The organism is Dermabacter sp. HMSC06F07, from assembly GCF_001807345.1.
Taxonomy (GTDB): domain Bacteria; phylum Actinomycetota; class Actinomycetes; order Actinomycetales; family Dermabacteraceae; genus Dermabacter; species Dermabacter hominis.
Window position 1 is genome coordinate 603,990 of sequence record NZ_KV788588.1, and the last position, 26,968, is coordinate 630,957.

Here is a 26,968-nt window from a genome sequence, read left to right on the forward strand (position 1 = left end):
GCTACGAATAACGCTACAAGTGACGCTACAGTGGGAGCGCACGCGTTCGGCGTTAGCACTAAAATACACCGATGTAACTTAGGCGCGTCAAGCCGCTTAATCGAATCTTTAGGGTTATGATCCTTTCCTTTAAGGCGCGGCGAGCGCGCCGCACCAGCTTCGGGTCCGCTGCCTAACTCTCTGACCTGCAAAGGAACCGCACATGCCCGCACGCCACCTCCCCGGGGACGAGCCGTTTTTCCGCGAATGGAAGACGTATCACGGCCCGTACGCCCGCTCGCGCTCGCGCGCCAAACTTTTTGCGCGCGAACTCGCCCTTGACACATCGCCCACGGTCCCCGTCATCGGCGTCGTAGGCTCCAAAGGCAAAGGCTCCGCAGTCGCTGCGACCACCCAATACCTCATGTCCCTCGGGTACCGGGTAGGCACGATCTCTTCTCCCCCGTTCCTCACCAACCGAGAGCGCATCCGACTCAACGCGCGCCCGCTCTCGGCTCCCGACTACGACACGCTTGCCGAACGCGTTGCCGCTGCGCTCACTGCCATGCCACCCGTTGCCGACACGGGCGGCTACCTCGCCCCCACGGGCCTATTCACCCTCGCCGGCGCCGCGCACCTCCTCGATTGCGGCATCGACATCCTCGTCATAGAGGAAGGCCTGGGCGGCGCGAGCGACGAGATCTCCCAGTTCCGGCTCGACACCCTGGTCGTGACCCCCATTTTTCTCGAACACGAAGGGATCATCGGCGACACTATCGACGCGATTGCATGCAACCTCGTCGGGGCAGGAGATGACCGCACACGGAACGTCGTATTCCCCACGACGCAGTGTCCCGAAGCCCGCACCGCCATTCGCGCACTCCTGCCAAACGCTACGCCGCACGAAGTCCCGGAACCACGCGACCTCGGGTTCGGCGCACTCACCTCCATGAACGTTGCGACTGGATACACCGCAGCCGCAATCACCCACGAGTCAGCCGTCGGACTCCCCCACTCCCCCGTCCCGCACTCACGCGCCGCCCACCTTGCCCAGAGCCTTCGCCTCCCGGGCCGTTCCTCCCACGTCTACGCCCACGGCACCCGCTGGCTCCTCGATGCCGCCATCTCACGCGAAGGCGTTGAATCCGCCCTCGAGAACGCTCGACACACGGGATGCTTCGATGACGCGCACACCCTCGTGTGCATGCCGGACATCAAAGATATTCGCAGCATCCTCACCCTCCTCGACCGAGACCGCACGATCCTCGCGACGACGCACGAAGACCACCTGTTCTTCGACAACTACCCCGACGATTGGGAAGTCATGCCACTGACGGAAGCACTGCCCGCTATCCAGCGCCGCTCACGCGAAGTGATCGCCCTTGGCACCATGAGCTTCGCCGCAGAAATGGCGGCCTACCTAGGCCTCGACACCGAAACATGGATCGACCCATGGGCGCAGGCGCAAAAATGAGCACGCTTCTTCAAGAACTGGCCGCCGCCGGAAGCGCCCCCGCACTCGTGAGCTACGCCGAAGACGGACGGACCGAACTTTCCGGACGTGTCTTCGCCAACTGGATCATCAAATCGATCAACCTCTTCGCGAACGAGCTTCTCGTGGACGAAGGCTTCACGCTTGTCCTCGACCTTCCGCCGCACTTCAAGCGCAGCGTTCTCCAAATCGCGGCGTGGCACCTCGGCGCGAACGTCTGCATCGTGGGTGCCGACGACCTCCCCGAGCACATCGACGTCCTCGCCACGTCACGCCCCGACACGGCGCTCGCAGAACGCGCCGAGGATGTCCTCGTCCTCGAAGCTCGTGCGCTGTCCCTCGCGTTCCCGGGCGAGACTCCCCCTCTAGCCCTCGACTGGGTCCAAGCCGTGCGAGCGGCAGGAGACGCCCTCGAAGTTCCCCTCACGACGTTCACGGGACCCGAGCCAGCGCCGCAGCCCACCTGGGGCGATGCCCGCCGGGTGGGACTCGAGGACATCGATCGCGAAGACGCAGCAGCCGCGATAGCCGCGTGGTGCGAAAGGCGCACGGTCGTGACGCCACTTTCACGCCTCGACGTCGCTACGCGTGCGGCCGAAGGGCTCGAATAAGCGTTCGACGCTCAGGAGCTCGCGCGCAAAGTCTCCACAGCCTCAACCGGGTCGCCGTCGAAGATCACGTGCCCCTTCTGCAGCACCACTATCCGCGTGCACAGTTCGGTGAGCATATCGAGCTCGTGGGAGACGATCACCATGGTCTTGCCATGCGCCTGCATCTCGCGAATCCGCGCAAGGCACTTGCGCTGGAAAGGCTCATCGCCAACCGCGAGAATCTCATCGACGAGGAAAATATCGGGATCGGTGTGCACCGCGACGGCAAACGCGAGGCGCAAAAACATGCCCGAACTGTAGTACTTCACGTCCGTATCGATGAACTGTTCGATCTCGCTGAACGCCACGATGTCATCGAAGCAAGCGTCAATCTCGGCCTTCGACATCCCGAGAATCGCACCGTTGAGATACACATTCTCGCGACCCGACAGATCCGGGTGGAAGCCCGCCCCAACCTCGATGAGTCCCGCGACCTTACCGCGCACGCGCACACGCCCGCGATCGGGAAAAAGCACGCCCGAAATCGTCTTCAGGAGCGTCGACTTGCCCGATCCGTTGAACCCGATCAGCCCGACGGTCTCCCCCGATCGAACCGTCACATCGACCCCGTTGAGCGCCATGAACATATCGCGCAGTTTCTGCCTCTTGAGCGCCGAGAATACGAGTTCCTTCAGCGCCCTCGTATGGCGAAGCGAGAACTCCTTGTACACGTTCTCGATGCGCACCATTTCGCGTGGTGATTCAGAAACAGACATCACAGCTCCTGCGCAAACTTCCGCTTCGAACGCTCGAACACGAACGTCCCGAAGGCAAAGACCGCGATCGCGATAAGCAGCCCCGCCCACCACAGCTGGGTGGCTTCGGCGCCCGCAGCAATCGTCGGGGCAGCTTCACCCGTCGAATCGAGCGCACTCGCCATGGGGCGCCAGAACGCCCCGTGGAAACACTCCACGACGATCGTGATCGGGTTGAGGCTGTAGAGAACCCACCACGCGCTTGTGCCGAGGGCGTCCTTGACCATCACGAGAGCGTAGAGAACCGGCGATGTCCACGTCGCCACCATAATGATGAGATCCACGAAGTTCTCGACGTCGCGGAACGCCGCATTGAGCGCCGCCGCGAGCATGCCAAGACCCACGGTAAACACGAGCAGGATCACCATGCCGATGAGGAACCACCACCCCTCAGCGATGGAAGGGCGCCAGCCGAAAAGGCCCGCCCCCACCATGAGCACGAGCACTTGGGGCACGAAATGCACAAGCGCCACGAGTGCGCTCGCCCATGGGAAAAGTTCCGACGGCAGGTAAATTTTCGACACAAGCGGCGCGTTCGACGCGATCGAACGCGTGCAGTTCCCGAACACCTCGCTGAAGAGGTTGATGACGATGATGCCGGAGAAAAGATACGCCGCGTATGCCGGAAGCGAGCGGTTCAGCTGAAGAAAGACTCCGAGCGCCAGATAGAACACCGCGAACTGCACCGCGGGCTTCGCGTAGCTCCACGCCATGCCCAGCACGCTGCCTCGGTAGCGCACCCGAAGTTCCTTCTTCACGAGAAGGCTCAGCAGGAAACGCTCGTAGAGAGGATTAAGCCATCCCTTGTCGCTTCCCGGTACTCGCCAACCCTGAGCCTTTTCCTCGCGTGTGATGGAGGAGATACTCACGCGTGTCGACCCTCACGCTTTGGGGCGGGATTCGCCGCAAATGTGCGCTCCCACGCCTCAAACGACGTGAGTTGTGACGCTGCAGCGCGGTACTGCTCGCGCAAGGTGCTCCACTTCGCAAAGAGTTCAGCGTGCGTGCGCACGGCTTCGGTGAGCAGTTCGCGCGCTTGCTTCGGATCTCGCTTGTACCAGGCGATCTGTGTGCCCTCGGCGTTGGACACAAGAGCGCTGTCGTAGTGCGACAGGCGCCACCAGCGCGCATCTTGGTGCGCAATTGCATCCTGCGGATGTTCGAGCGAGAGCTCGCTCGGCTTCGTGAAAGCCTGCTTCGCGAGCTGCTTGATCGTCCACGCCGGCATGAGGAGTCGACGAGGCTGGCTAAAGCCCCGCCCTTTGCGCGGCGGTTTATTCGTACGCACGTCAGGGTAGTCGTCGACGTCTTTCTTCTGCACGGCGTCGTCGAACTGTGCGGCCAGTGCGCGAATCTCGGGAAGCGTCGTCCCGATTGTCTCGTGAAGATGCTCGGGGCCTGCAAGGACATCGCGCTGGGCCATAAGGCGGCCCGTTTGCGTGTAGTACTGCATGGAAATCACATGCTTGATGTCCATGAAGTGCGATTCCTTCACGAGCCTGCCGCCGCGCTCATACGGTGAATGCAACAGGGCGGTGATGAGCCGGTTGCGCTCGTGGAAGAACGCCTGCCACCCCACAAGGTCGTCCTTTTCGCTCCAGGACATGTGCCACACGCCGGCACCCGGCAACGTGACAGTCGGAAATCCTGCATTTCCCGCTCGCAGACCGTACTCGGCATCATCCCACTTGATAAACACAGGAAGGGAAAGGCCGATCTCCCGTACCACTTCGGTGGGGATGAGACACATCCACCAGCCGTTGTAATCCACATCAACGCGGCGGTGCATCCAACTAGTTGCGCGAAGGGGGTGCACGGCAAGGTCGTGATTGTACTTTGAATCGCTGAAGGCAAGTCCGTAGTGGAAGCGCCACCGATCAATGCTTTCACCGAATGCCAGCATGGACGTGCGGTTATTCAGATCGAACATGTGGGCGCCTACAAGCGTGGGCTTCGTTGCGAAGTCCGCGAACGTCACAAGGCGTTCAAGTGAAATCGGCTCGATGGAAATATCGTCATCACAGTTCACCACGTAGGTGGACTTTTCGGCGATACAGGCTTCGTACATTCCGCGCGAGAACCCGCCCGAGCCGCCAATATTGCCCTGCTCAATGACGCGAAGCTTGTCACCCATCGCCTCCTCGAGCTCTGCGAGCTCGTCAGCGTGATCTCGCAGGCGATCGCTTCCCTGATCGATGATGTACATGACATCAAGGAGCTCGAACAGTCGCGGTGAATTCGCTATCATGCGGATGTTCTCGAAGCAGTAGCGCACCTTATTCATGGTTGTCATGGCAATCGAGAAGGATCCGCACACGCGTGCCAAAGACTCCGGAGCCGAGTACGTCGCGCCGCTAACCTCCAGAGCTCCCGCCGAAGCGTGAACATCGAACCAATACCAGCCGCCATCTCCGAAAGCAGTGACGGGCAACGTAAACGTCGAGACAGCTTCGCCCGCCACCGTTTCGGTTACCACAGTCCGCGAACGGCCATTCGCGCTCGAGCGGTGCACAACAATCCTGCCTTCGCCCTTTGTCGCGACGGTCAGCGTCACATCACGCACTCGAGTCCAGCGCCGCCAATACGATGCCGGGAAGGCGTTGAAGTAGGTTCCAAAGGAACGGGTCTGCCCTGCGGGAACTGTGATCCCGGAGCGCGTATACGTCCCTTCCTCAACATCACTTGTCGCGGGGCGCCTTACCCCCGCGACAGCCTCCATGATCTCAGTTGAGGCCCCCTCGGCGACGTCAACGGGGGAAACGTGTGCCGAAGACTCAACGTACAGCGGCATCGTTTCGGGGCTCGCGCCGAACGGCAAGACAAGCCTGTGGAGTTCGCGATGCCCTTCGGGCAGGGTAAACGTGTCAGTCATGGTGCTCTTTTCACTCATCGGAGTCACGGCGGATGCGCACAACTAGCGGCGCAAAAGCTCCTCAAGTTTGTTATCAGCCATCGAGAGGGCGGCACCGATGGCCATGTGCATGTCGAGGTACTGGTAGGTGCCGAGTCGACCGCCAAAGAGGGTCGAGGGCTCAGCCTCCGCACGCTCGCGGTATTCGAGGAGAGTCGATCGGTCGTCCGCCGAATTCACGGGGTAGTACGGCTCATCCTCACGGCTTGCGAACCGCGAGTATTCGCGCATGATGATGGTTTTGTCCTTCGCGTAATCACGCTCGGGGTGGAAGTGGCGTGGCTCGATGATGCGCGTGTACGGCACGGATTCATCGGCGTAGTTCATCACCGACGTTCCTTGGAAATCGCCCGTGTCGAGCGTTTCAGACTCTAGATCGATCGTGCGCCACTTGAGCTCACCAAGTTCGTAATCAAAGTAGCGGTCAACGGGTCCGGTGTAGACGACGGGGAGTTGGCCGCGCACGTCCTTTTTGTTGAACGGCTGCGACTCGTCGAAGTAATCGACGCCAAGCTTGACCTCGATGTTCGGGTGATCCGCCATGTTCTCGAGCCACGCGGTGTAGCCGTTCGTGGGCAGACCTTCATAGGTGTCGTTGAAGTAGCGGTTGTCGTACGTGTAGCGCACGGGAAGACGCTTGATGATCGACGCGGGAAGATCCTTGGGGTCCGTCTGCCACTGCTTACCCGTGTAATGCTTGATGAAGGCCTCGTACAGCGGGCGCCCAATGAGCGAAATGCCCTTGTCATTAAGGTTCTCGGGATCTTGCCCGGCAAATTCGCCCGCCTGCTCGGCGATAAGTGCGCGCGCCTCATCCGGAGTCATGGCCGCGTTGAAGAACTGGTTGATTGTGCCGAGGTTGATCGGCATGGGGTACACGATGCCCTTGTGGTTCGTGTACACACGGTGCACGTAATTCGTGAACGACGTAAACGTATTGACGTACTCCCACACGCGTGTGTTGGAGGTGTGGAAAAGGTGAGCGCCATACTTGTGCACCTCGATGCCCGTCTCAGGGTCGATCTCACTGTAGGCGTTTCCGCCAATATGCGGGCGGTTGTCGATCACGGTTACTTTTGCCCCGTGTTCGCGTGCGGCGCGGTCTGCGAGCGTAAGGCCGAAAAGGCCGGATCCGACGATGAGAAGGTCGGGTGTGCTCATGATGTGTCGTTCCCTTCGAGGTTTGCTACGTCGATCCCACAATAGCGGTCGCGCGCGCAGAATCTCGAGGGCGCACCGACTGCGCGCCGCTGGTTCGTCACATAGCGGGACTTAGCCGGTTCATGACCGCTGTGTATCTGAAAGACCGCGTTCAATGACGCGCCAATACACGCGGTCGCGCGCGAATGCGGGCACGGCGCGATACACCGCGCGTCCCACAAGATTTCTCACGGCCCTGGGCGCGCTGGTTGCCCCGCTCTTGAGCATCGACCACTGCATGTGCACATCGCTCTTAAAAAGTGCGAGGCCCCCGCGCCTGCGATAGAGGTTCGTACTCACGCGGTAATCCACGAGAGCGTCCGCAACATTGCCCATGCGAGAGCCCGTGCATAACAGGCGATGCCACAGGTCATAATCCTCCATCAGCGGAATGTCCCTGTAGCCGCCTGCCCTGCGCACGGCCTCAACTCGCATGAGAACCGTGGGATGGTGAAACGGTGAGTGATCGCGCATATAGTCCGCGATTTCTTCGTGGGTGAGGGGGCGGCGGCGAATACGCTCCTCGCCCGCCTCATCGCGGCGAGGCAAAGAGGACTCGTCGATCTCGCGCATGTTCGCGCCCACGATGTCAAGGTCCCGCTCCCGCAAAGCAGCGAGCTGCACCGCAAACCGTTCAGGATGATTCACGTCGTCAGCATCGGCTCTCGCAACGAGCGGACTTTCGCATTGCTCGAGGGCACTGTCGAGGGTGCGTGCGAGTCCGCCGTGGCTCTTATTCCTCACTACTCGTGCGCGACCGTATCTTCCTTCGAGAACGTCGGCGATGACGTCTTCCAGGGCGTCGGGAAGCGGGCCGTCGATGGCAAGCAGCAATAAGCCTGGAGCGGTGGTTTGGTCGACCGTCGCCGAGGCAATGGCTTCGCGCGCGTACGCCGGGTCGTCTCCCTCCCACAGGGGCATGAGGACGGTGAGGTCCTCCTCGATCTTCCGCACACCGTGCTTACTCACGTGAGCGCCCTTCGTGAGCGTTCGGCGGAATCGATCGAAGATTCGAGCGCGCGGATCTCGGTGGCACTCATGGGATCGGCAGCAAGAACCACGCTCGAGCGTCGTGGCGACGTGAAGAGCCCTTCACGGAGACCCTTGAGCGCGACGGGAAGGACATCCGCGCGAGTGCGTACCAGGGTCTGCATCCACCCAATCGCACTCTTGCCCCCGTAAAGAACCTTCTCGATCGGGGTGAACGAGTCGGTTTTCGTGAGGGCCCACAACCGATTGCGCACGTCGAAGTAGAACCTAGAACCAGGATTCGTCTGGGCATTCGAGAACTTCACGGTGCGGTGCTCAACCGTGCTCGACGCGACGGCGAAGCCGTGGGAGTCTCGCAGAAGCCTGCCTGTGAACTCAAAGTCATCAGACCAAATGAAATAGTCGGCAATGGGGAGTCCATGCTCCCACACGTCTTCGGCAGCAATGAGCGCCGACACGAAGCTCGCCGTGCGGATGGGACGCGCCCCGAGCTGTGCGTAACGATCGAGGTCGGCGTCACTCGTGCCGAGGCGCGTACGCGAGGAATTCATGGGGTGCGGCCTACCGTCGGTCCAGACCGCAAGCGAACTGAGAACGCTTGCGTGAACATCGAGCTTGCGCTCAACCTCGAGGAGCTTCTCGAGCGCATCGGGCGCTGGAACCGTATCGTCGTCCATGATCCACAGGAAATCAGGACTGTGCTCAAGGAGGGCATGCGCCATGCCGGTGCAAAAGCCACCGGCACCGCCTACGTTGCGATTGAGGTGAACAACGTCGGCACCAATCGGGTGGGTGTCGGCGACGGCGCCGGAACGGTCCGTGCTTGCGTTATCGATGATGACGACGCCATCCAGCGGCCTGCTTTGCGCGTGCAGTGCATCGAGGCACTCGCCGAGGAGATCAGCGCGGTTGTACGTCACCACCACGGCAACGACTCGTCGAGAGTCCTCCTGCGTGGCATCAGGGTGTGGAACAAAACGCTCCGGAATGGGGGCTGAGTCCGCTGGGTTACTCGAGGTGCTGTTGTCCCGCACCCAGCGAACAGTCGCGGCGAGGGACTCTTCGAGCGATGACCGCGCGGGCAGAAGCGCGTCGAGCTTCTCCCGCGACATTTCGGCGCTCGGCCGCGCGTCAAGGGCGAATCGCTTGATTCGACGGGGAAGTTCGAGGCCGCTTGCACGAACCGCTTCCCCTGCCCGCCCCGCGCGCGCCATGAGGCGCCTGCCGGGAAGTGAAAGTGCGAGCGGTGCAGTTTTCGCAATCGAGCGCACGAGGGCGCGCAACTCGTGATCGTCGAGCCGAGGGGAATCTGCAACGTTGAGCACGTAGGGCTCGCCTTCGGGGACGTTCAGATTGAGAGCGGCGCGCGTCGCGCCAGCGAGGGTTCCGACGCTTGCCAGGGGGCGCGCGATGACCGTGTGCGTGAGCGAGACTGCCCCAGAGTTCACGAGCGAAGCGATCAGTCGCGAGATGCGCGCATGAGAACCGGGACCAAAAAGCTCGGCCACGCGCATCACCAGCAGGCGTCGGCCCCGCCCCGCACGCACCCACTGGCCGTAAAGACGTTCCGCCTCTGCGAAAGCGCGCCCTTCGACGGTCGTAGGGGCCTGTGGGTCAGATTCGTGCGCACTATGCCCGTCAGGCGTCTCGCCGTACACGGCGCCGCTCGAAATGAACACGAGGGTTCGCACATCCTCACGTTCGGCAGCGGCAATGAGCGAACGCGCGCCTCCCACGAGGACCGAGTTGAGCGTGCGTGCGCTCACGCTCGAGGAGTCGGGAACCCCAGCGGCATTCACAACCGTGCCGCATCCGCGAACCGCGGCGCGCAGGGCTTCGTCGTCACGAATATCGAGCACGCAATGCTTGCCATTACCGCTTGCGGGTCGAATGTCTGCCGTCACCACGGGGGTCCCGTGCTCACGAAGCTCGCGCGCGATATGGGAACCTGCAAAGCCCGCACCACCGAGAACGAGGGTGCGCGGCGGCGTTTGCCGTCGCTCTTTTTCGGACACGTCGTCTCCTCGCCTTTCGTCCAGGTTTATCGCAGAGTCTAGGCATGATCTTACGGGCAGTGAGTCCCGAGCCTGAGCACACACGCCATCACCGGGGCAGATTCACTCACTCCACCTTGGTGTCCGAGGTTTTGTTGTCATCGGTGTGTACTGTGGGAGCGCGCATGGTGCGGCTTGCCGCCCCCCACACGATTGAAGGTGAACACGATGACGGGTGACTTCCCACGCGACGCCGGCACAGGCCGCTCGCGGCCCGGCCATTCGCGCGCCCGCTCGGGCGGGTCGGCGCGACCTCTGACGCGACCATCCGCGCCGCGTCCACGAGAGTCTGGCGCTCACAGCGAGCCCACCGCCGAAACGCCTACGCGTCAAATGCCAGCTGTACGCAATGCTGCCCGGCCGGCTCCGGTGCGTCTGAATTCGAAGCCATCGGGCAGCCCAGAGCAGCACGCGCAGCATCAACTCCCCCCGATGCACCCAGCGCCCTCGGGCCCGCCTCGCAGAAGAGGCATGTCTCGAAAGCGCGGGGTTCGCCTTGCCCGCACGATCGTCCTTCTCATACTCGTTATTGCCCTCGGGTGGCCGGTTGGCCTCGGGGTATGGGCTAATTCGAAAATCGCGCACACGGACGCGCTCTCCGGAGCCGCCGATACACCGGGCGAAACCTACCTTCTTGCAGGAGCCGACATCGAACAGGGCGGAGCCCAGCGCACCGACACTCTCATGCTGCTGCACAAGGCGCCCAACGGGAAGCAATACCTCGTCTCAATTCCGCGCGACACACTCGCCGAAATTCCCGAGCACGGAACGCACAAAATCAACGCCGCCTACTCGATGGGGGGCGCTCCCCTCCTCGTCAAAACCGTTGAGAAACTCTCGGGTCTCACGATCGATCATTTTGTCGTGATCGGCTTCTCCGGAGTCGAGGACGTCGTCAATGCAATCGGCACAGTGAACCTCTGCATCGACCGCGATGTCGATGACGTGCGTTCGGGTCTCAAGATGACCAAAGGCTGCCACGACGTGGGCGGCGAGCAAGCCCTCGCGTTCGTACGCGCCCGCTATTTCGATCCCACGGCCGACATAGGCAGGCAGCAGCGCCAGCAACAGTTCGTGAGCGCTCTGATGAAACGAGCATCCTCACCTGGCGTCCTGCTCAACCCACTCACTCAGGTGAATCTCGCAAGCGCGGGAACGAAAGCCCTCGTGACCGATAACGACACCGGCCTCATTGACCTCGCCAGTGCCGCCCTCGTCATGCGCGCAGCACCCAACTCTGGAGGTGTTCTCGCCATGCCAATCGAGGACCCGAACTTCAAAACGAAACACTCGGGTGTCGCCATCAAAGTTGACGACGAAGACGTGCACGCCTTCTTCTCATCGATTGCCGACGGCTCGGCCGAACCGAAGCCCGAAGGCTAGGGGCGCCTCACGAAGCGAGGCTCATCTTCTCTACTTAAAGAGAAGGTCCGTGACGATGTTGATCGCGTTCAGCAGCGGCTGCCCCTTCGATTTCGAATAATCCGTGTAGAGAATGTGAACCGGATATTCGGTGTACGTGAGATCGTTGCGACCGATTTCCGAGACGATCTCCGAGGCGTGCGCCATACGATTCTGCTCGATCGAGATGGACTCGCACGCGTGGCGGCTGAGCACGCGAAGACCGTTGTGAGTATCGGTGAGATGAACGCCGCTCGTGATGTTTGTGAAGACGATCGCCATCCGCAGCACGATGCGCTTGAGAAAGCCCGGCTTCGTGCGGCTATCGAGGAATCGTGAGCCGAGCACACAGTCAACCTTCTCAGCATTCATCTTCTCGATCATCGCCGCGGCATCGCTCACCTGGTGTTGCCCATCGGCGTCAAAGGTGACGATTTGCTGCATCGACGGATCCCGAAGCGCGTAGTCGATACCGGTCTTTAGCGCAGCCCCCTGCCCCATGTTGTAGGGGTGTCGCACGACTACGGCACCTGCATCCTCTGCCTCGACCGCCGAGTCATCATGCGAACCGTCATCAACACACACGACCAACGGGTACGTTTCGCGCAGTGCACGAATAACATCGCCAATTACTTTCCCCTCGTTATACAGGGGGATAACGAACCAGGTCGTGTCGGCTCCGGGGCCAAGGGTCATCAGAAAACCTCGTGAAAATTGACAATTTTTGGCGCGATTTTTGGCGCGGGTGCGCGTTACCGCCACCGCAAAGGCTACCCTAGTCGGTAGTGACAACAGCGCATAGCGCCTCGAAAAACTCAACTCCCCGAAGGGACCACGCCTCATGAAGATCGCCGTCGTGGCACTTGGAAAGATCGGATTGCCGCTCGCCGTGCAGTTCGCCGCGAGTGGACACGAAGTTGTAGGCGTCGACGTGAATGAACGTCAAGTCGCGACTATCAACGAAGCGAAAGAGCCGTTCCCGGGCGAAGAGCAGCTCGCCGAGCGCCTTGCCGAGCTTGTACCTGCTGGCAGGCTTCGCGCCACGACCGATTATGCCGATGCCATCCCGGACGCCGACGCCGTAGTGCTTGTCGCTCCCGTTTTCGTAGACGAGGAAACCTGGGAGCCGGACTTCCGCTACATGGATGCGGCTACGCGTTCGCTCGCCGAATACCTCACCCCCGGCACCGTGGTGGCGTATGAGACAACACTCCCCGTTGGCACGACCCGCACGCGCTTCGTTCCCGTGCTCGAGGAGGTTTCCGGCCTCAAGGAATCTCGAGATTTTTTCGCTGTCTATTCCCCCGAGCGTGTTCTCACGGGGCGAGTTTTTGCTGACCTCAGGAAATACCCGAAACTCATCGGTGCTCTAAGCCCCGCAGGCGCTGCAAAAGGTCGAGAGCTGTACGAGGCGGTCCTGCAATTCGACGAACGCCCCGACCTCGATCGCGCGAATGGGGTGTGGGACCTCGGCTCACCAGAAGCCGCCGAGCTCGCCAAACTCGCCGAAACAACCTACCGGGACCTCAATATTGGGTTTGCGAACGAGCTCGCGCTCTTCTGCCAGGACCACGGCATCGACGTCTACAAGGTCATCGCCGCATCGAACTCTCAGCCGTACTCACATATTCACCAGCCGGGAATTGCGGTAGGTGGCCACTGCATTCCTGTGTACCCGCGGCTCTACCTTTCCACTGACCCACATGCGGAGACTGTTCGTACGGCTCGTAAACTCAACGCCTCGGTTCCGGGCAAGCTCGTGGGCCGAGCGGAAGAAATCCTCGGCTCACTTGAAGGGCTCACAGCTGTTGTGCTCGGCGCGGCGTACCGAGCCGGTGTCAAGGAGACAGCGTTCTCAGGCGTATTCCCCACCGTTGCTGAGCTCGAGGCGCGGGGCGCCCGCGTGCGTGTTCACGACCCGTTCTATAGCGATGAAGAACTCGCTAAGTACGGTTGGGACGCGTGGCACGAGGGCGACAACGCCGATCTCGCGATCGTGCAAACGAATCACCCTGAATATCGCGGGTACACTGCCGAAACGATTCCAGGTGTACGCCTGCTCATTGATGGGCGGAACATTACCGCTGCTGAAAACTGGGTAGGCACCCCGCGCTTGGTGCTAGGCAACGGTGAGAACTCAACTCTAGGAAAGGCCTCATGACCGACATCCTCAGCTCTCCGACCGGACTCGTTCTCGACAGTCGCTCGCTAATAATCCAAATCATCCTCATTCTCGGGATTCTCGGAATCACCGCATGGCTTTTCATTAAACGTGGCGCCAAGCAGCTTGCGATCCGCCGGCTCCTCATTCTTGCATTCGCGGTATTCGCGGTTCTCGCTGTCATCTTTCCCGGCGCAGTGACCGCCCTTGCCCAGTTCGTGGGCGTCGGCCGCGGCACCGACCTCTTGCTCTACGCCACCGTTGTCGTGCTTCTCGGCTTCTTGGCTCTCCAGGAGGCGCGCACGAAGAACGCGGAAAAGCGAACGACGAAGCTGGCACGCAAAGTTGCCGTCTACGAAGCGGAACAACCTGAGGCATTCCGTAATCACGCCTTGAACGTCACGAAAGATTCATGAGCGCCTGGTGTGTGTTCGCGGGAGCAGCTGCTTGTGCACTTGCCCTAGCATTCCTCCCCGGTTTTGTATTCGCGCGCCTTCTACGGGTTCCGCGGCTTCTTGCCTTCGCGACCGGCCCGGCTCTCACCGCCGGGGTGTTTGCCTTGGGCGCGCTCGTCTGCTCACGCTTCGACGAGCAGTGGAACCTCATCAGCGCCGCATGCGTGAGCGGTGTAGCAGCCCTCGCGTTTAGTCTCCTTCGCCTCCTGCTCACACGAGAGTCATTTTTTCCCGCGCCTCGCGCGCTTGCACCCGCAACCGCCCGTTGGGTCTTTCCGACGGCTATCCTCGTGTGTGCTTTCGCGGCTGTCGGCCCTATCCTCTATACGATGCCTGGGCCTGATGCCATCCTTCAGCGCTGGGACACGCTTTACCACTTGGGCGCGATTGAGTTCATACGATCTACTGGAGACGGCTCGGTTTTCAAAGTTGGATCGCTCGGCTACACCGATGGACGCGCCGGCTTTTACCCGGCTGGCTTCCACGATATTGCAGCGCTTCTTCCGGGGGTTCCAACCCCCATCACCCTCAACGCTGCGGTCATTACGCTCGCCACCGTTCCATGGACAGTTGGGATTGCCGTTCTCGCCAGAATCTTGTGGCCTCGCGCCTCCTGGGCTCCAACGTCTGCCGCGTGCCTGGCCTTGCTGGCGCCGTCGGTTCCTCTCAACGAGTGGGTGCACTTGTCCCCCGTCGCAAACCTCGCGGGCTTCTCCTTCCTGCCGGGGGCGCTTGCAATAGCAATCGCAAGCTGGCAGACCTTGCTCAAACAGGTAAGGCACCGTAGCCTCGATATCCGCTGTGGGCTCGCAGCAGCCGTCACCACGACAACAGCGCTTATCGGTATCGCTTTCGTTCACCCCAACGCCTTTTTCGCCGCTTGCGTTCTCCTGGCTGCCGCAACTGCAGGCGATGCCATCCGCGCCTTCCGTCACGCCAACACCCGAACCTGGCATAGGACAATCGTTGCCGTCATCCCAGCCGTATGTGCAGCACCCATCGTGGCGATCATTCTTCTGCCTAATGCCTCACCGGTGACAAAGAATTTCACCGGCGGTCTCGCCGTTCCAGTGTGGCAGGGAGCCGGTGAACTCTTGACGGGGCTCCTTACTGTGTGGCCCATGGCCATTGGGGTAGGTATCTGGGTTCTCGCCTGGATCGGAGTCTTCGCATTTTTGCGACGTGGCGCGTGGTCGCCCCTCGTGTGTGCACTGGTCGTGGGCGTACTCTACTTCGATTCAGCGATCGACTCCCCGCTGAATCTCTCAACTCTCTGGTATCGAGGTCAGGATCGTTTGTCGATGGTCGTCACTCTCGTGACGGTCCTGTGCGCAGTCGCGGGTATCGAACGGGTCCGCCTATTCGCCCGGGCCCCTCAAACAACCCGCACTACCCGGATGATCACCGCGAGCGTATCTGGGGTGATCGCCCTTGCTCTCATAGCATCAAGCGTAGGCGCGCGTGCATCGTACGCGGCCCTCAATTTTGATCTCGACACACCGAACCGGAGCCGCTTCTTCGATACGGAAGAACTCGAGATGCTCAAGAGTCTCGACGGACGACTCGATCCACGCAGGAAGGTTCTCGCCAGCCCTTTCTCCGGCGGCTCCCACCTTTGGGCACTAAACGGACAGAGCGTGCATTTTCGGGTACTTGGGCAAACATACACGGAGAGCGATGCCGTGCTCATCCGTACACCAGAACTCATCGGGGACCCTCGAGATCCCGGTGCGTGCTTCCGCCTTTCTCAGGCGGGGATCGGTTACGTCTACGTTGATGCACTCTCCTATTACTACGCAAGCGGCATGGCGCCACTTACCGTCCGGCGCCTTCCGAACCTTGGGGATCCTCTGGCGTCAACAAGCCACTCGGCGCTGTACGAACTCCACTGCGAATGAGAGCCGGCGATTACAATAGTTGTGCCCTAATCGGCGAGCATGCGTGAGATACGTGCTGCGCCACGGTCCGCCGAAGATTGGAGCGAAGCATTGCCGACGGTCCACTGTCGCACATGTGCTCGATCGACCCTGTCTTGGCTGTCAATGGCCTCGATCATCGCGTTCGCGAGCGCCTCCGTGTCATAGCCCGGCGCGTAGCCGAGACCGTTGTCTCGGATGCGGATTGTTGCTGCCGAATTCTCGGCTCCGGCGTGGATGATTGGCCGCCCACACGCGCCGGCCGCATAGATTTTCGTGGGCAGCGCAAAGTCGTACCCCAATCCGGGCGTGATCGAACTCAGGCCCGCAACGGCTCCACGCATGTACTTCGCGACCACGTCTGCGGGGACCTTCGGGAAAAACTCGATTCCATCAACACTTCGCTCACGAACCATACGTTTGAGGGCCTCGAGGTTGGTGCCTTCAGAAAAGAATATGAGCCGAGCATCCATTCGCTTTTCATGGGCCTTTTCGAAAGCCTCCACGAGAATCTGAGCACCTTGCCATTCGGAGACGGTTCCCGCATACACGAAGTACGGCCCCTCTTCGCCGGCATCCGGCCCTTCCGGGGTGAAGATCTCCGTGTCGATGCCGTTTCCGATCATCTCGAGCGAGGGGCGCTTTCCGATGCGCTCCTCGATTCGTGCCCGGACGCCGTCGGAAATGGTAAGCACAACCGACGCGCGCTTCCACACGGTTTCTTCCATCCATCGGACTGCACGTTTGACAATGCGCGGGACCCCTTCGACAGACTCAGTCGCATCAGCCCACACGTCAGCCGCGTAAAAGGCATATGGCACGCCTTTGAGGCGCGCAACAAGCGCGACGACGAGGCCTGTCGTCGGAGGTGGTTCGGCGATAATACCGTCGAGGTGTCGCGTCAAAAGGAGTCGAAGGAATAGCGGGACATCGAAGCTCAGGTAAGAGACGTAGCCGCGTACAGCGCCCTGTTTATCGCGTTTGACGGGCCAGCGCACGACCCGGGTGATGCCTCGTTCTTGGCGACTCGGTTGATGGGGGACGCGAGTTGTGTACACCCGCGTGCGGATACCGGCCTTCTCAAGTGCCTTCGCTAATTGGTGGGTACGAAACGCCGCGGGAATAGGTTCTGGCACGAATGCCCGGGTTGCAAGAACGACATGCCCAGCGCTCTCGCGGTTACGCCTCCTCACGCAGCACCTCGATGACGGTACGGGCCGCATGCCCATCGCCGTAGTAAGGGGGGCGCTCGGCACGGGGCCGGGGCCGCTGGAGGGCGGCGCTAAGGTCCGACGGTTCCTTGGCCAAGACGTTCCACTGGTTTTCGAGCGTTTCTACCCACTCGGTTTCGGTGCGTAGCGTCGTTGTGGGAGTGCCGAGGAGGTATGCCTCTTTTTGGAGGCCACCAGAATCGGTCACGACGGCGCTCGCACGAGAAACCGCATTGACGAGGTCCGGGTACGGAAGCGGCTCCCCTACAAAGAGGTTGCCACCCGCGAGTGCAAGATCCTGTTCTTTTGCTCTTGCAGTAAGCCGAGGGTGGGCAAATAGCGCGATTGGAAGCGGAGCATTTTGGAGTGCAGTGATGAGACCCTTGAGTCGATCTGGATCATCTGTGTTGTCGGCACGGTGCATGGTGGCAACGGCGAACGGCGAGTTGGCGTCAATCCCCTCGGGAAGGTGAAGCGGACTGCCGTCAACTGCCTTCGCAACGCGCAGGCACACATCAGTCATGACATCGCCAACGACGCGCGTACGTGACCCGAGCCCTTCACTCTCAAGGTGCTGGCGTGCGACCTCGGTCGGCGCGAGCAGAAGGTCCGCGGCATGGTCGGTGAGCACGCGATTGTGTTCCTCTGGCATACGACGGTTGAATGAGCGTAGCCCTGCCTCGAGATGAGCGACCTTGAGGTGCATTTTTACGGCGCTCAGCGTGCCGGCAAGCGTCGAGTTTGTATCCCCGTATACGAGAGTCCAGTCGGGCTGGTGTTCCTCGAGCACGTCATCCATGGCGCTGAGCATGGCACCGGTCTGTCTTCCATGGCTGCCCGAACCTACCGCGAGGTTCAGGTCAGGCGCGGGAATTTTAAGATCGGCGAAGAACATGTCGCTCATCGCGGCGTCGTAGTGCTGGCCCGTATGAATGATGATGTGTTCGATACCCTCGTGCTTTGCTGCTTCATCGGCGATCGCGGCAAGTTTGACGAATTGCGGGCGTGCGCCGACAACGGACAGGATTTTCATTCGCGCTCCGGAATTGCATGTCGGGTGGTTCACCACGAGTTTAGCGGCCGTCCAGTGCTGTGACATGGCAAGATTGGCCGTGTTGTCTCAACCTTCACTGAGAGGGATGTGCTCGTGAATCAAAAACAACGTCTGCTCATCTTGTCCTTTTCGCCTATCGCAAGGGACGCCCGCGTGCTCAAGCAGGTGAAGGAGTTCGCTCCGCGATACGAGGTGACCACATGCGGTTATGAGGCAGCCCCCGAAGGCGTGAGTGAGCACATCCAGATTCCTTCTACTCTGGTGTCATGGAGGCTAAATCGCCCCCTCACCATGCTTCGCCAGTTTGATCGAGTGTACTGGTCACAAGAGGTTGTGGCGTGGTGCCTAAGCCGGCTCACCGGCCGCACGTTCGACTGCGTCTTAGCGAACGATGTTGAAGCCGTCCCACTCGCTCTCCGCCTGACCTCCCCCGAGAAGATCCACGCAGACCTGCACGAATATTCACCTCGCCAGAAAGAAGATCTCCGCCGATGGCGGCTGTTCGTTGCACCCTATTTTCGTTTTCTCACGCGGCAATACGTCACGCAGGTGCCGTCTGTGACCACCGTTGGGTCGGGGCTCGCCGAGGAGTACGCGCGCGAATTCGGCATCGACGCAGATGTCGTCACTAACGCGAGCCCTTTCCATGACCTCGCGCCTACACCAGTACCCGAGGACGCCCCCCTACGCCTCGTCCATTCGGGCGCCGCGATGCCGGATCGACGTCTCGATATCATGATCGACGCGGTGGCGCGCGTACCAGAATTGAGATTCGATCTCTATCTCGCACCGAACACGCCCTCGCTCGTGAAGGATTTGCGCACGCAAGCACACGAGTTGGCACCCGAGAGAATCCGCGTCCTCGATCCCGTACCGTATACGGATCTCATTCCTACACTCAATAAGTACGACGTGGGCTTCTACTCGATCCCACCCGTGAGCTTCAACCAAAAATTCTCCCTACCGAACAAGTTCTTCGACTTCGTGCAAGCTCGGCTTGCCCTCGCCATCGGCCCCTCCGTTGAGATGACTCGTATCGTGCACGAACACGCGCTCGGACGTATTGCATCCGGATTCGATGCTGATGGACTCGCCGCTATGCTCGCGGGGCTCACTCCCGAGAATGTCCGCATGTATAAGGCAAATTCCCACACGGTAGCCAAGGAGCTTAGCGCCGAATCGCAAGTAGCTACATGGGCGGCTAGCGTCGATCGAATCGCGGGACTCTCGTGACTGCGCAGGTCACGGTCGTCATTGCTTGCCACAGCGCGGAGCGTCCACTCGACCGCGCTGTGCGAAGTGTGCTCGAGGGAAACGAACGTCACGCCCACCCACTCGTCGTTGCACACAATATTCCGCTCGAGGAGCTCTCGCTCTCAATAGCCGAAGACCTACGCCCTCGGGTGCAGATTCTCCCTCACATCGATGGCATCTCCTCGCCCACTGGGCCATTCAATGCCGGTCTCGATGCGGTCGACACGCCGTGGTGCGCCGTGATGGGATCCGATGACTGGCTCGAACCGGGGGCCGTCGAGTCCTGGCTTCGCCTTGCGAAGCGATATAAGGCGGAGGCAGTCCTCACGAACCTCGCCCTAGGGTCTCCGACGCGGACCGTACCGACCCCTCCCGCGCGTGTGCTTCACCGAGGGTTACGGCACGAGCGGACAGATCGCCTCGTCTACCGGTCGGCTCCGCTAGGCCTCTTGAGTACGGCGATGCTGGAGCGCTTAGGGCTGAGATTTATTCCCGGCCTCTCGGTTGGTGAGGACGTCGCATTTGCGACGAGGCTCGCATGCGAAGCACGCGTCGCCGTAGACCGCACGGGGCCGGCCTACGTGATAGGCGAAGATGCCGGGGATCGCGTGACCTATGTTGTTCGACCGATTCGTGAACAGCTCGCGTTTGTTCCGCCGCTCATCGCTTCGCCGTGGTTCAACCGTCTCGCACCTTCGACTCGCGCAGCGATCATCGTGAAATTTATCCGCATCCATGTATTTGGGACAGTGCACTACCGTCCCGGCGTAGAAAGCTGGAGTGGTAGTGATCGAGAAGATCTAGCTTCGCTGTGTCAAAGGCTTCTCAATGCTAGCCCATCCGCGGTTCGATCATTCTCGAGAGCCGAAGCTTCTCTTCTCGCTGCTTGTCTCGATCCAACCGTTGACGCTGCAAGCCTCGCGGAACTCTCCCGTAAGAGACGACACCACGGCACACCCGCAACTCTTGTCACGAGTCGCGTTGGCGACCTTTTCCTTCCCGATGCACCGCCCCGTTTCATTGCTGCGTCAGCCGCAACCAAGCTCACCGGCACAGTTGCCGCCGCACTACGCAGCTACAAACGGCCTTCCTGAACGCACACGCAAGTCCAAAGTCCGCTGGTGGCAAGGTGGGTCGCTAAGCTTACGGTGTGAAAAAGTTGTTCTCCATGGTTCGCGCGTTGCTTAACGCACTTCCGGCGGGGACGAAAAAGTTTATCTGGACCTTTTCGGCCATCCTTGCAGCGCTATCGTTGCTCGATATTCTCGCCCTCGGCTTACTCGCATTGCTCCTCGCCCCGATGCTGGCGGGTGAAACCGCACGCATCCCGGTGATCGGAGTGACGCTCCGATCACCGGGCGACTTTGGAATAGCGCTCGCCGTCGTGTGTACGCTGATCATCACGAAGGACCTTCTCGCCATTGCCGTGCAGCGTTTCTCGACGCGGCGTTTCGCGCAGTTTGAGCAGGATCTCGGAGCGCGGCTCCTCGACTCATTCTTTTTCGCCCCGTGGACGGAACGCCTCTCGCGAAACTCGACGGATCTCGTGCGCTCAACCGACGTCGGAGTGGCCTCAACCGTCTCAGGTGTTCTGATTCCTTTTACGCAGCTCATTGGCGAGATCTCCACGCTAGTTGCCGTGCTGCTCGTGCTTATCGTGGCGCAACCGATCATGGCGCTCACAAGCGCCGTGTACTTCGCACTTGTCGGTCTCGTTCTTTACGTGTGGATTCTTCGCAAGGCCGTCGCCGCAGGCAGGGATAACCGGAATTTTTCGACCAAAGCCGTGCGGATGGTGAGCGAGATGGTGGCTTCGCTCAAAGAAATCACTCTTCGCAACAAAACCGAAGAGGTCGAGGAAGCTGTCTTAGCCCTCCGAAGAAAGGCCTCGAGCGCACGCGCCGACCAGGTATTCCTAGGTTCCTTGCCGCGATACGTACTCGAGATCGGTCTCATTGGGGGCCTCGCCATCGCTGCGCTCATTGGCTACTCACAGGGCGGCATGACGGGCGCGATGAGCTCACTTGCCCTGTTCGGTGTCGCGGGATTCAGGCTCGTCCCCTCCCTAACTCGTTTCCAAACCATCATGGCGCAAACCGGCGCGAACATGCCGTACGCGGATCGAGTCCTCAACGAGGTTGAGGCTGGAAAGCGCTACCGCAAAGGGCATACCGAACGTCTCGGAGGGAAAGCATTGGCCCGGGACGCTGCGGTGCTTCGACTCGAGAATGTTTCCTTCACGTACCCCGGCACTTCAAGCGAAGCGGTGCGCGGCGTCTCGCTCACTGTCCCCTTTGGCCAGTCGCTTGCTCTCGTGGGTAAGTCCGGTTCCGGAAAGTCAACACTTGTGGACATCATGCTAGGGCTCATGCAGCCGTCATCGGGAGCCCTGTTCATCGACGATATTCCGATGTCTGAGGCTCTTCTATCGTGGCGTTCGCGTGTGGGCTACGTTCCCCAGCAAGTGGCACTCTTTGACTCAACGATCGCCAACAACGTTGCACTCAGCTGGAACAACGACGAGATTGATGAAGACCGTGTGCGTCGTGCACTCGAGCGTGCCCAGCTCCTGAGCGTCGTCGAAGCGCGCGACGGAGGAATTTGGGCGAGCGTCGGCGAAGGAGGCATGAGCCTTTCCGGTGGTCAACGCCAGCGACTCGGTATCGCACGGGCCCTGTATGCCGAGCCTCTCGTCCTTGTCATGGATGAAGCCACCTCAGCCCTCGACACTGCTACCGAAGCTGCCGTCACACGAGCCGTCAATGCATTGAGCGGCGAAGTTACAGTGGTGGTGGTCGCTCATCGTCTCGCCACGATTCGCGAGAGTGACCAAGTTTGTTTCATGCGTGATGGTGCTGTCGCCGCTCATGGAACTTTTGATGAAGTTGTCGTCGCAGAACCTGAATTCGCGGAACAGGCTGCTCTCGCGGGGCTCGTTGATCTATCAGCGCTCACCAGTGGCGCCGCTTTGCACATTCAAAGCTCTTCTGCGACCATCGCCCCTTCGCCCTCGCCTAAGGACAAATCGTGACCTCGCTACCTCACGCTCGTCTCAAAGACCTCAGAGTCGCTTCCTTGGTTTACAACGATGCACATAACGATGCGCGAGTACTCAAGGCCGCGCGGAGCCTCGCCGACAATGGAGCAGAAGTAGAGATCATTGCCGTCGCGCGCGAGGCTCAAGGGCACCCCGCCGGAAAAGAGTCACGCGGGAACCATGTCGTGATCAATCGAGTACCGGCGTTCACACTCGATCAGATCGCGGGCCCGCTGGCTCCACGATTGCGAAAACGACTCGGTTTCGGAGCGCCCGGCACATCGATGCGCTCTCCAGGAAACGAGGGGCAACCTAATAGAACGCCCGCACGAGCGGAATCCACACGCACCCAAAAGAAGAGTCCCGCATCGCAGGCTTCTCAAGCACTCCTCCGCTTTGCCCGCAAAGCCGCTGTGTCCGCGTGGGGGCCGGTGTCTCTCACGTATTACTGGGCAGGAGCTACCCGGACGCTCCTGAGCGAAGACAACGACGTAGTTCTCGCGAACGACGCCAATACACTCGTTCCAGCGCTCATCCTTCACGCTCTCAAGGGCACGAACTTTGTGTATGACTCCCATGAGCTTTGGCGCCGCAGGAACGTTCCCAAGCGTCGCATCGCGCCATATGTTGAGGCCGCAATTGAGCGGGTCGGGATTACACGTGCCAGTCGTGTCACGACAGTCTCCCCCTCAATCGCCGCATGGCTCAAACGCGCCTACAACCTCGATGAGCTTCCCGCTCTCGTGCGCAATATCCCCTCTAAGGCGCCTGTCCCCGATCGTTCCGAAGGGCGCCTGCACGATCTCGCCGGCCTCCCACCGGATGTTCCGATCATTTCGTACGGCGGGGGTATCACTACCTCACGTGGGATCGAGGAGACGATCGACGCGCTTGCACTCATGGATCCGAGCGTTCACCTAGTGATGCTCGGATACGGATCTGAGGACTACATTGAGTCGCTTCACCAGCGCGCGAAGAGGCGAGGTATCGAGCATCGTATCCATGTTGTGGGCCCCGTCGCTCCCGACGAAGTGACCTCAGCCCTTGCCGATGGAGACGTCGCCGTAGTGCATATCCGCCCCACGTGCTTGAGCTACCGCTTCGCGTTGCCGAATAAACTGTTTGAGTCGATCCGCGCAGGTCTACCGGTTGTCGCTGCTGACTTGCCCGATCTCGCCGCAATCATCCGCGAGTTGGGTGTCGGACGCACAGTCGCGCTAGAAGACCCCAGCAGTCTCGCGGATGCTCTCACCACCGTTCTGCGAGACGGCGACGCATTCCGGGCTGCAGCGCGCGAAACAGCGCCAATCCTCACATGGGAACGCGAAGTCGAGGCTCTCATTGAGGGGATTCAGGAGGCAGCTCAATGATCGTCACTGCGGTAACCACCTGGTTCCCCACCCGGCAAAGCCCTAGCCGAGGCGCATTCGTGGTGCGCGATCTCCACGCGATCCAGAAGCATGCCGATGTTCGCCTCATCCATCTGGTTCCCCCCCATGATGACGACGGGACCCGCCGACTCGTGCATGAAGGCATCGAAGTTCTCCGGATTCCCTTCTCCCCCTCGCATCCGCACGGTTGGTTGCGCGCGATCCGCGTACTCAACCGCGCTCTTTCCGGGAGCGATGTCGTCCATTCCATGGCTTTTTCTTCACTCCTTGCGCTTGCACCCGCTCGCCTCGAAATGCCATGGCTCCACACGGAACATTGGTCAGCCCTCACGACTCCGGATACCCTCCCCGGACCGATCCGTTCTGGTTTACCGATTCTGACGCAACTCCTCCGACTTCCCGATCGCGTAAGCGCAGTGTGCAACTTCCTCGCGCGCCCTATTCGCGACGTACGCCGTGACCGCCCTGTCGATGTCGTTCCATGCATTGTTGAGCCCGGGAACCTTGTACCGCGACGCTCACGACGAGACGGTGCCTTGCGACTCATCTCCACGGGTGGCCTCATCGAACGGAAAGACCCCCTCATCGCGGTCGACACTGTCGCACATCTCGTAGATGCTGGCTATGACGTGACGCTCGAATGGCTCGGCGACGGGCCGTTAAAGGAGGCCACACGCGCGCACGCTGTCGACCTCGGGGTGAGCGAACGGGTGATCCTTGCGGGGTCCCAACCGTCACACAAAGTACGCGAACGACTTGGAGCCGCCGATCTCTTCTTTGGCCCCACTCGCGCGGATAACTTCTTCGTTTCAGCGGCCGAGGCACTCATTGCTGGTCGCCCCGTTGTTGTTGGAGCCACCGGCGGGCAGGGCGAGTACATAGATCCGGGTGTCGGCGCGCTCGTTCCTCGTCAAGATCCCGCCGCTTACGCAAGTGCGATACTCGATGTTGATGCCCGAACACGCGCATTGTCGAGTGACGAGATCGCGAGCGTGATCGGCGATCGTTTCAGTAGTGAGCGCGTGGGACGCGAATACGCGAACCTTTATGAACAGCTTCTCGCCAATCAGTGAGGTTTCACGGCTGATAGCAAGGAAGCTCGAGCGAGTAGAGACGGTAGCCGTTCTCCTCAGCTACGAGGTGTAGGTAGCGTTCTGGAATTGACGAGATTCCTTCATATGCTCTCGAAGCCCGAGCGTTCACGCGCGATCCGGGAAATTCAGATTCATCGAGGTACACGTGGGTGACGCCCTCGCGGAGCATCGACGTACACACGGCCTCGCTCGGCGATAGCTGAGAGGCATAGCGGCCAATGCGGCGTTGATCGAGAGTCTGCGGAGGCGCAAGTGAAGGGTACACAACCTTGCGCCCTCCAAGCGAGTAGAAAAGCGTCGTCCCGTCGAGAGGCGAGCCGAGTACGACCACTTCCTCGGGAAGTTTGGCCGCTTCGCGTTCGATGAAAGCGCGCTCTTGCGCGGTGACATAGGGATAAAGCTGCTCTCCCCAGGCCGTGTATGCGAGGCTCGCTGTTCGCGGGAGCCTGTGCGGAAGGAGTGCGCCGGTGAGGCCTAAGCCTCCGACCGTGAGAGCAACAATGAGTACGATAGACAGGCTTGCGACCTGAGCTCCTCCCCTCTTGAAGGGCTCCGCGGCCAGGGCACGGAGGAAAAACGCTGCACCGACACCGGCCAGCGCAACGATTCCGATTTCCCACAGACCGTGGACCCTCTCTCGAGCGCCATACCAGGGCGCGGCGAGCATCGCGAAATGCCCCTCGGTCTCTTGGCACGCGAATGTCAGCACCGCTGAAGCACAGAGGAGTATCGCGGCCCCGGTTGCCGTCTCCCTCGCCTTGCGCCAAGGCCCACCAGTGATCAACCCGGTGAAGGCAAGCGCATAGAGCCCGACCAATCCAAAAATTGCGAAGGGCATAGCCCGGACCCTCGGGCGATCGACGACGAGGGTAAGTATCGTCGTCGCAGTTGTGTGGGGGGCCTGCTTAGTGAGATTCATGTCGCCGAAGACCAAGGAGACCGTAAAGACATACCCCACGCCTATACCTATCAGGAGCACAAGCACGAGCCAGGCTCGGCGCTTATGCATACCAGTGAGTATTGACCTAAGAGCCCATGCGACGAGCGCCGCCCATAGGGCCACGAGATAACTGATGAAAGCCGAGGGGTGAGCCGCGAAGACCCCGGCTGGGACGAGAAAGCGAAGCGCACCTGCGCGTGAGTCAGCAAGGGCCGCTACGGCCGTGGGAAGGAGACTGACACCCAGGAGAAAAGGCCAAAGAGCGATGACAAGGCCGATCATCGCTGGCGAGGAAAACCCGAGCGTCGCTAGCCCAATCGAGGCGGCTAGAATCCATTGCGACCAGCGCTCCTTCGCAGATGCAGGCTCACCCCCGACTCGTTCGATTACGACGAGGGCGACGCCGAAAGACGTCACAGGAATGAGCGTAAGAACCGCGAGCAACACTGAATTTGCTGACATCACCGGGTCGAACGGCATGAGTGCCGCAAGCGCATCAAATGTCGTTGGATAAAACTCACTCGCCCCTCCATACATATCCCGCATCGCAGTCCACGCAAAGGCGTCACCGTTGTCACGGATCATTGCGATCGCCGAGTAATGATAAAAGGCGTCATAGGCACCGTTGAGATTGCGGATACCTCCCATTGCCCCGAGAGCGCCGTAGCCGATCGCTAGCGCGCTCACGATGAGGACTCCAAGTCCTACTGCGATGGGAGCTTCGCGATGAGTCGCGCGGGTGTCGGATCTATGCTCGCCGGAGTGCTTCTTCAACGCCCAAGCGCGCACGCCCCACGTGCCAAGCGCGCTCACGCACGCACACGCGCCAAAAAACCATAAAGCCCAGCGTATTCCTGTGAGAGCTCCCACCGCACTCGCGATGAACATGAGGAGCGCTGTGAGCGCTGGAGCATACACCATGGAGCGGGCTCCGAGCACCCCGAGTGCGCGCACGATAGACCAGCCCGGGACTAGGAGAACTGCGAGTGCAAACGCGAGCGCGAGCACCTCTTGCATGGCGAA

At 60.7% G+C, this 26,968-nt stretch carries 22 protein-coding genes; 11 read left to right on the top strand and 11 right to left on the bottom strand.

The features are described 5' to 3' along the window. The first annotated feature begins 202 nt into the window (after positions 1-202). Positions 203-1,453, top strand: a complete 1,251-nt coding sequence (locus HMPREF3157_RS09900; RefSeq protein ID WP_070436233.1) for a folylpolyglutamate synthase/dihydrofolate synthase family protein — start codon at positions 203-205, stop codon at positions 1,451-1,453. Continuing rightward, complete coding sequence (locus tag HMPREF3157_RS09905; protein ID WP_141740670.1) at positions 1,450-2,082, top strand: TIGR03089 family protein; 633 nt, start codon at positions 1,450-1,452, stop codon at positions 2,080-2,082. Before HMPREF3157_RS09900 ends, HMPREF3157_RS09905 begins: the two co-directional genes overlap by 4 nt. 11 nt (positions 2,083-2,093) lie before the next feature. On the opposite strand, the gene HMPREF3157_RS09910 is transcribed toward HMPREF3157_RS09905, so the two are convergent. The 6 genes from HMPREF3157_RS09910 to HMPREF3157_RS10315 all read right to left on the bottom strand — a co-directional run bounded on the left by HMPREF3157_RS09910 (position 2,094) and on the right by HMPREF3157_RS10315 (position 9,992). Further along, the gene (locus tag HMPREF3157_RS09910) at positions 2,094-2,837 is read right to left on the bottom strand and encodes an ABC transporter ATP-binding protein (RefSeq protein ID WP_070436235.1); all 744 of its coding nucleotides are present in this window, start codon (positions 2,835-2,837) and stop codon (positions 2,094-2,096) included. Continuing rightward, positions 2,837-3,745, bottom strand: a complete 909-nt coding sequence (locus HMPREF3157_RS09915) for an ABC transporter permease (protein ID WP_016665011.1) — start codon at positions 3,743-3,745, stop codon at positions 2,837-2,839. The genes HMPREF3157_RS09910 and HMPREF3157_RS09915 overlap by 1 nt, the downstream gene beginning before the upstream one ends. Beyond that, complete coding sequence (locus HMPREF3157_RS09920) at positions 3,742-5,748, bottom strand: glycosyltransferase (protein ID WP_070436236.1); 2,007 nt, start codon at positions 5,746-5,748, stop codon at positions 3,742-3,744. Before HMPREF3157_RS09920 ends, HMPREF3157_RS09915 begins: the two co-directional genes overlap by 4 nt. A 42-nt stretch (positions 5,749-5,790) precedes the next feature. Further along, positions 5,791-6,948: a UDP-galactopyranose mutase gene (gene glf, locus HMPREF3157_RS09925; RefSeq protein ID WP_016665013.1), complete on the bottom strand. Its 1,158-nt coding sequence runs from the start codon at positions 6,946-6,948 to the stop codon at positions 5,791-5,793. A gap of 120 nt (positions 6,949-7,068) precedes the next feature. Next, the gene (locus tag HMPREF3157_RS09930; protein WP_016665014.1) at positions 7,069-7,956 is read right to left on the bottom strand and encodes a glycosyltransferase; all 888 of its coding nucleotides are present in this window, start codon (positions 7,954-7,956) and stop codon (positions 7,069-7,071) included. Next, entirely contained in the window at positions 7,953-9,992 is a 2,040-nt protein-coding gene (locus HMPREF3157_RS10315; RefSeq protein WP_016665015.1) for an NAD-dependent epimerase/dehydratase family protein, read from the bottom strand. The genes HMPREF3157_RS09930 and HMPREF3157_RS10315 overlap by 4 nt, the downstream gene beginning before the upstream one ends. 510 nt (positions 9,993-10,502) lie before the next feature. Here HMPREF3157_RS10315 and HMPREF3157_RS09940 point away from each other — a divergent pair. Next, positions 10,503-11,414 (top strand): LCP family protein, encoded by a 912-nt coding sequence (locus HMPREF3157_RS09940; protein ID WP_070436237.1) that lies wholly within the window; start codon positions 10,503-10,505, stop codon positions 11,412-11,414. Between the two features lie 30 nt (positions 11,415-11,444). Here HMPREF3157_RS09940 and HMPREF3157_RS09945 read toward each other — a convergent pair whose 3' ends face one another. Then, entirely contained in the window at positions 11,445-12,128 is a 684-nt protein-coding gene (locus tag HMPREF3157_RS09945) for a glycosyltransferase family 2 protein (protein WP_016665017.1), read from the bottom strand. Positions 12,129-12,273: 145 nt separating this feature from the next. Between HMPREF3157_RS09945 and HMPREF3157_RS09950 the strand changes: the two genes are divergently transcribed. The 3 genes from HMPREF3157_RS09950 to HMPREF3157_RS09960 are packed head-to-tail and all read left to right on the top strand — an operon-like array spanning position 12,274 to position 15,946. After that, positions 12,274-13,593: a nucleotide sugar dehydrogenase gene (locus HMPREF3157_RS09950; protein ID WP_016665018.1), complete on the top strand. Its 1,320-nt coding sequence runs from the start codon at positions 12,274-12,276 to the stop codon at positions 13,591-13,593. Next, complete coding sequence (locus tag HMPREF3157_RS09955; RefSeq protein ID WP_016665019.1) at positions 13,590-14,009, top strand: DUF2304 domain-containing protein; 420 nt, start codon at positions 13,590-13,592, stop codon at positions 14,007-14,009. The genes HMPREF3157_RS09950 and HMPREF3157_RS09955 overlap by 4 nt, the downstream gene beginning before the upstream one ends. Further along, the gene (locus tag HMPREF3157_RS09960; RefSeq protein WP_016665020.1) at positions 14,006-15,946 is read left to right on the top strand and encodes a DUF6541 family protein; all 1,941 of its coding nucleotides are present in this window, start codon (positions 14,006-14,008) and stop codon (positions 15,944-15,946) included. The genes HMPREF3157_RS09955 and HMPREF3157_RS09960 overlap by 4 nt, the downstream gene beginning before the upstream one ends. A gap of 26 nt (positions 15,947-15,972) precedes the next feature. Here the strand turns inward: HMPREF3157_RS09960 and HMPREF3157_RS09965 are convergent, their stop codons facing one another. Then, the gene (locus HMPREF3157_RS09965; RefSeq protein WP_016665021.1) at positions 15,973-17,157 is read right to left on the bottom strand and encodes a glycosyltransferase family 4 protein; all 1,185 of its coding nucleotides are present in this window, start codon (positions 17,155-17,157) and stop codon (positions 15,973-15,975) included. Then, on the bottom strand, positions 17,144-18,208 hold the full coding sequence (gene wecB, locus HMPREF3157_RS09970; RefSeq protein WP_016665022.1) for a non-hydrolyzing UDP-N-acetylglucosamine 2-epimerase: 1,065 nt from the start codon (positions 18,206-18,208) through the stop codon (positions 17,144-17,146). Before wecB ends, HMPREF3157_RS09965 begins: the two co-directional genes overlap by 14 nt. A 579-nt stretch (positions 18,209-18,787) precedes the next feature. Here wecB and HMPREF3157_RS10840 point away from each other — a divergent pair. From HMPREF3157_RS10840 to HMPREF3157_RS09990, 4 genes are all read left to right on the top strand, one after another. After that, on the top strand, positions 18,788-19,462 hold the full coding sequence (locus HMPREF3157_RS10840) for a glycosyltransferase family protein (RefSeq protein ID WP_232049709.1): 675 nt from the start codon (positions 18,788-18,790) through the stop codon (positions 19,460-19,462). Continuing rightward, positions 19,459-20,577: a glycosyltransferase gene (locus HMPREF3157_RS09980; RefSeq protein ID WP_016665024.1), complete on the top strand. Its 1,119-nt coding sequence runs from the start codon at positions 19,459-19,461 to the stop codon at positions 20,575-20,577. Before HMPREF3157_RS10840 ends, HMPREF3157_RS09980 begins: the two co-directional genes overlap by 4 nt. Positions 20,578-20,651: 74 nt before the next feature. After that, a complete protein-coding gene (locus HMPREF3157_RS09985; RefSeq protein ID WP_070436239.1) occupies positions 20,652-22,514 on the top strand; it encodes an ABC transporter ATP-binding protein in 1,863 nt (620 codons plus the stop codon). 290 nt (positions 22,515-22,804) lie between these two features. After that, positions 22,805-23,890: a glycosyltransferase gene (locus tag HMPREF3157_RS09990; protein WP_371440691.1), complete on the top strand. Its 1,086-nt coding sequence runs from the start codon at positions 22,805-22,807 to the stop codon at positions 23,888-23,890. On the opposite strand, the gene HMPREF3157_RS10845 is transcribed toward HMPREF3157_RS09990, so the two are convergent. Next, positions 23,884-24,156 carry a hypothetical protein gene (locus HMPREF3157_RS10845; protein ID WP_232049710.1) on the bottom strand — a complete coding sequence of 91 codons (273 nt, stop codon included), beginning with the start codon at positions 24,154-24,156 and terminating at the stop codon, positions 23,884-23,886. The two genes, HMPREF3157_RS09990 and HMPREF3157_RS10845, sit on opposite strands and share 7 nt — an antisense overlap. On the opposite strand from HMPREF3157_RS10845, the gene HMPREF3157_RS10965 reads away from it, so the two are divergent. Beyond that, positions 24,043-24,984, top strand: coding sequence for a glycosyltransferase (locus HMPREF3157_RS10965; RefSeq protein WP_332067306.1), 942 nt, complete (start codon positions 24,043-24,045; stop codon positions 24,982-24,984). The genes HMPREF3157_RS10845 and HMPREF3157_RS10965 overlap by 114 nt on opposite strands. Before the next feature lie 4 nt (positions 24,985-24,988). Here HMPREF3157_RS10965 and HMPREF3157_RS10000 read toward each other — a convergent pair whose 3' ends face one another. Next, positions 24,989-26,962 carry a DUF6541 family protein gene (locus HMPREF3157_RS10000; RefSeq protein ID WP_016665028.1) on the bottom strand — a complete coding sequence of 658 codons (1,974 nt, stop codon included), beginning with the start codon at positions 26,960-26,962 and terminating at the stop codon, positions 24,989-24,991. Positions 26,963-26,968: the final 6 nt, after the last annotated feature.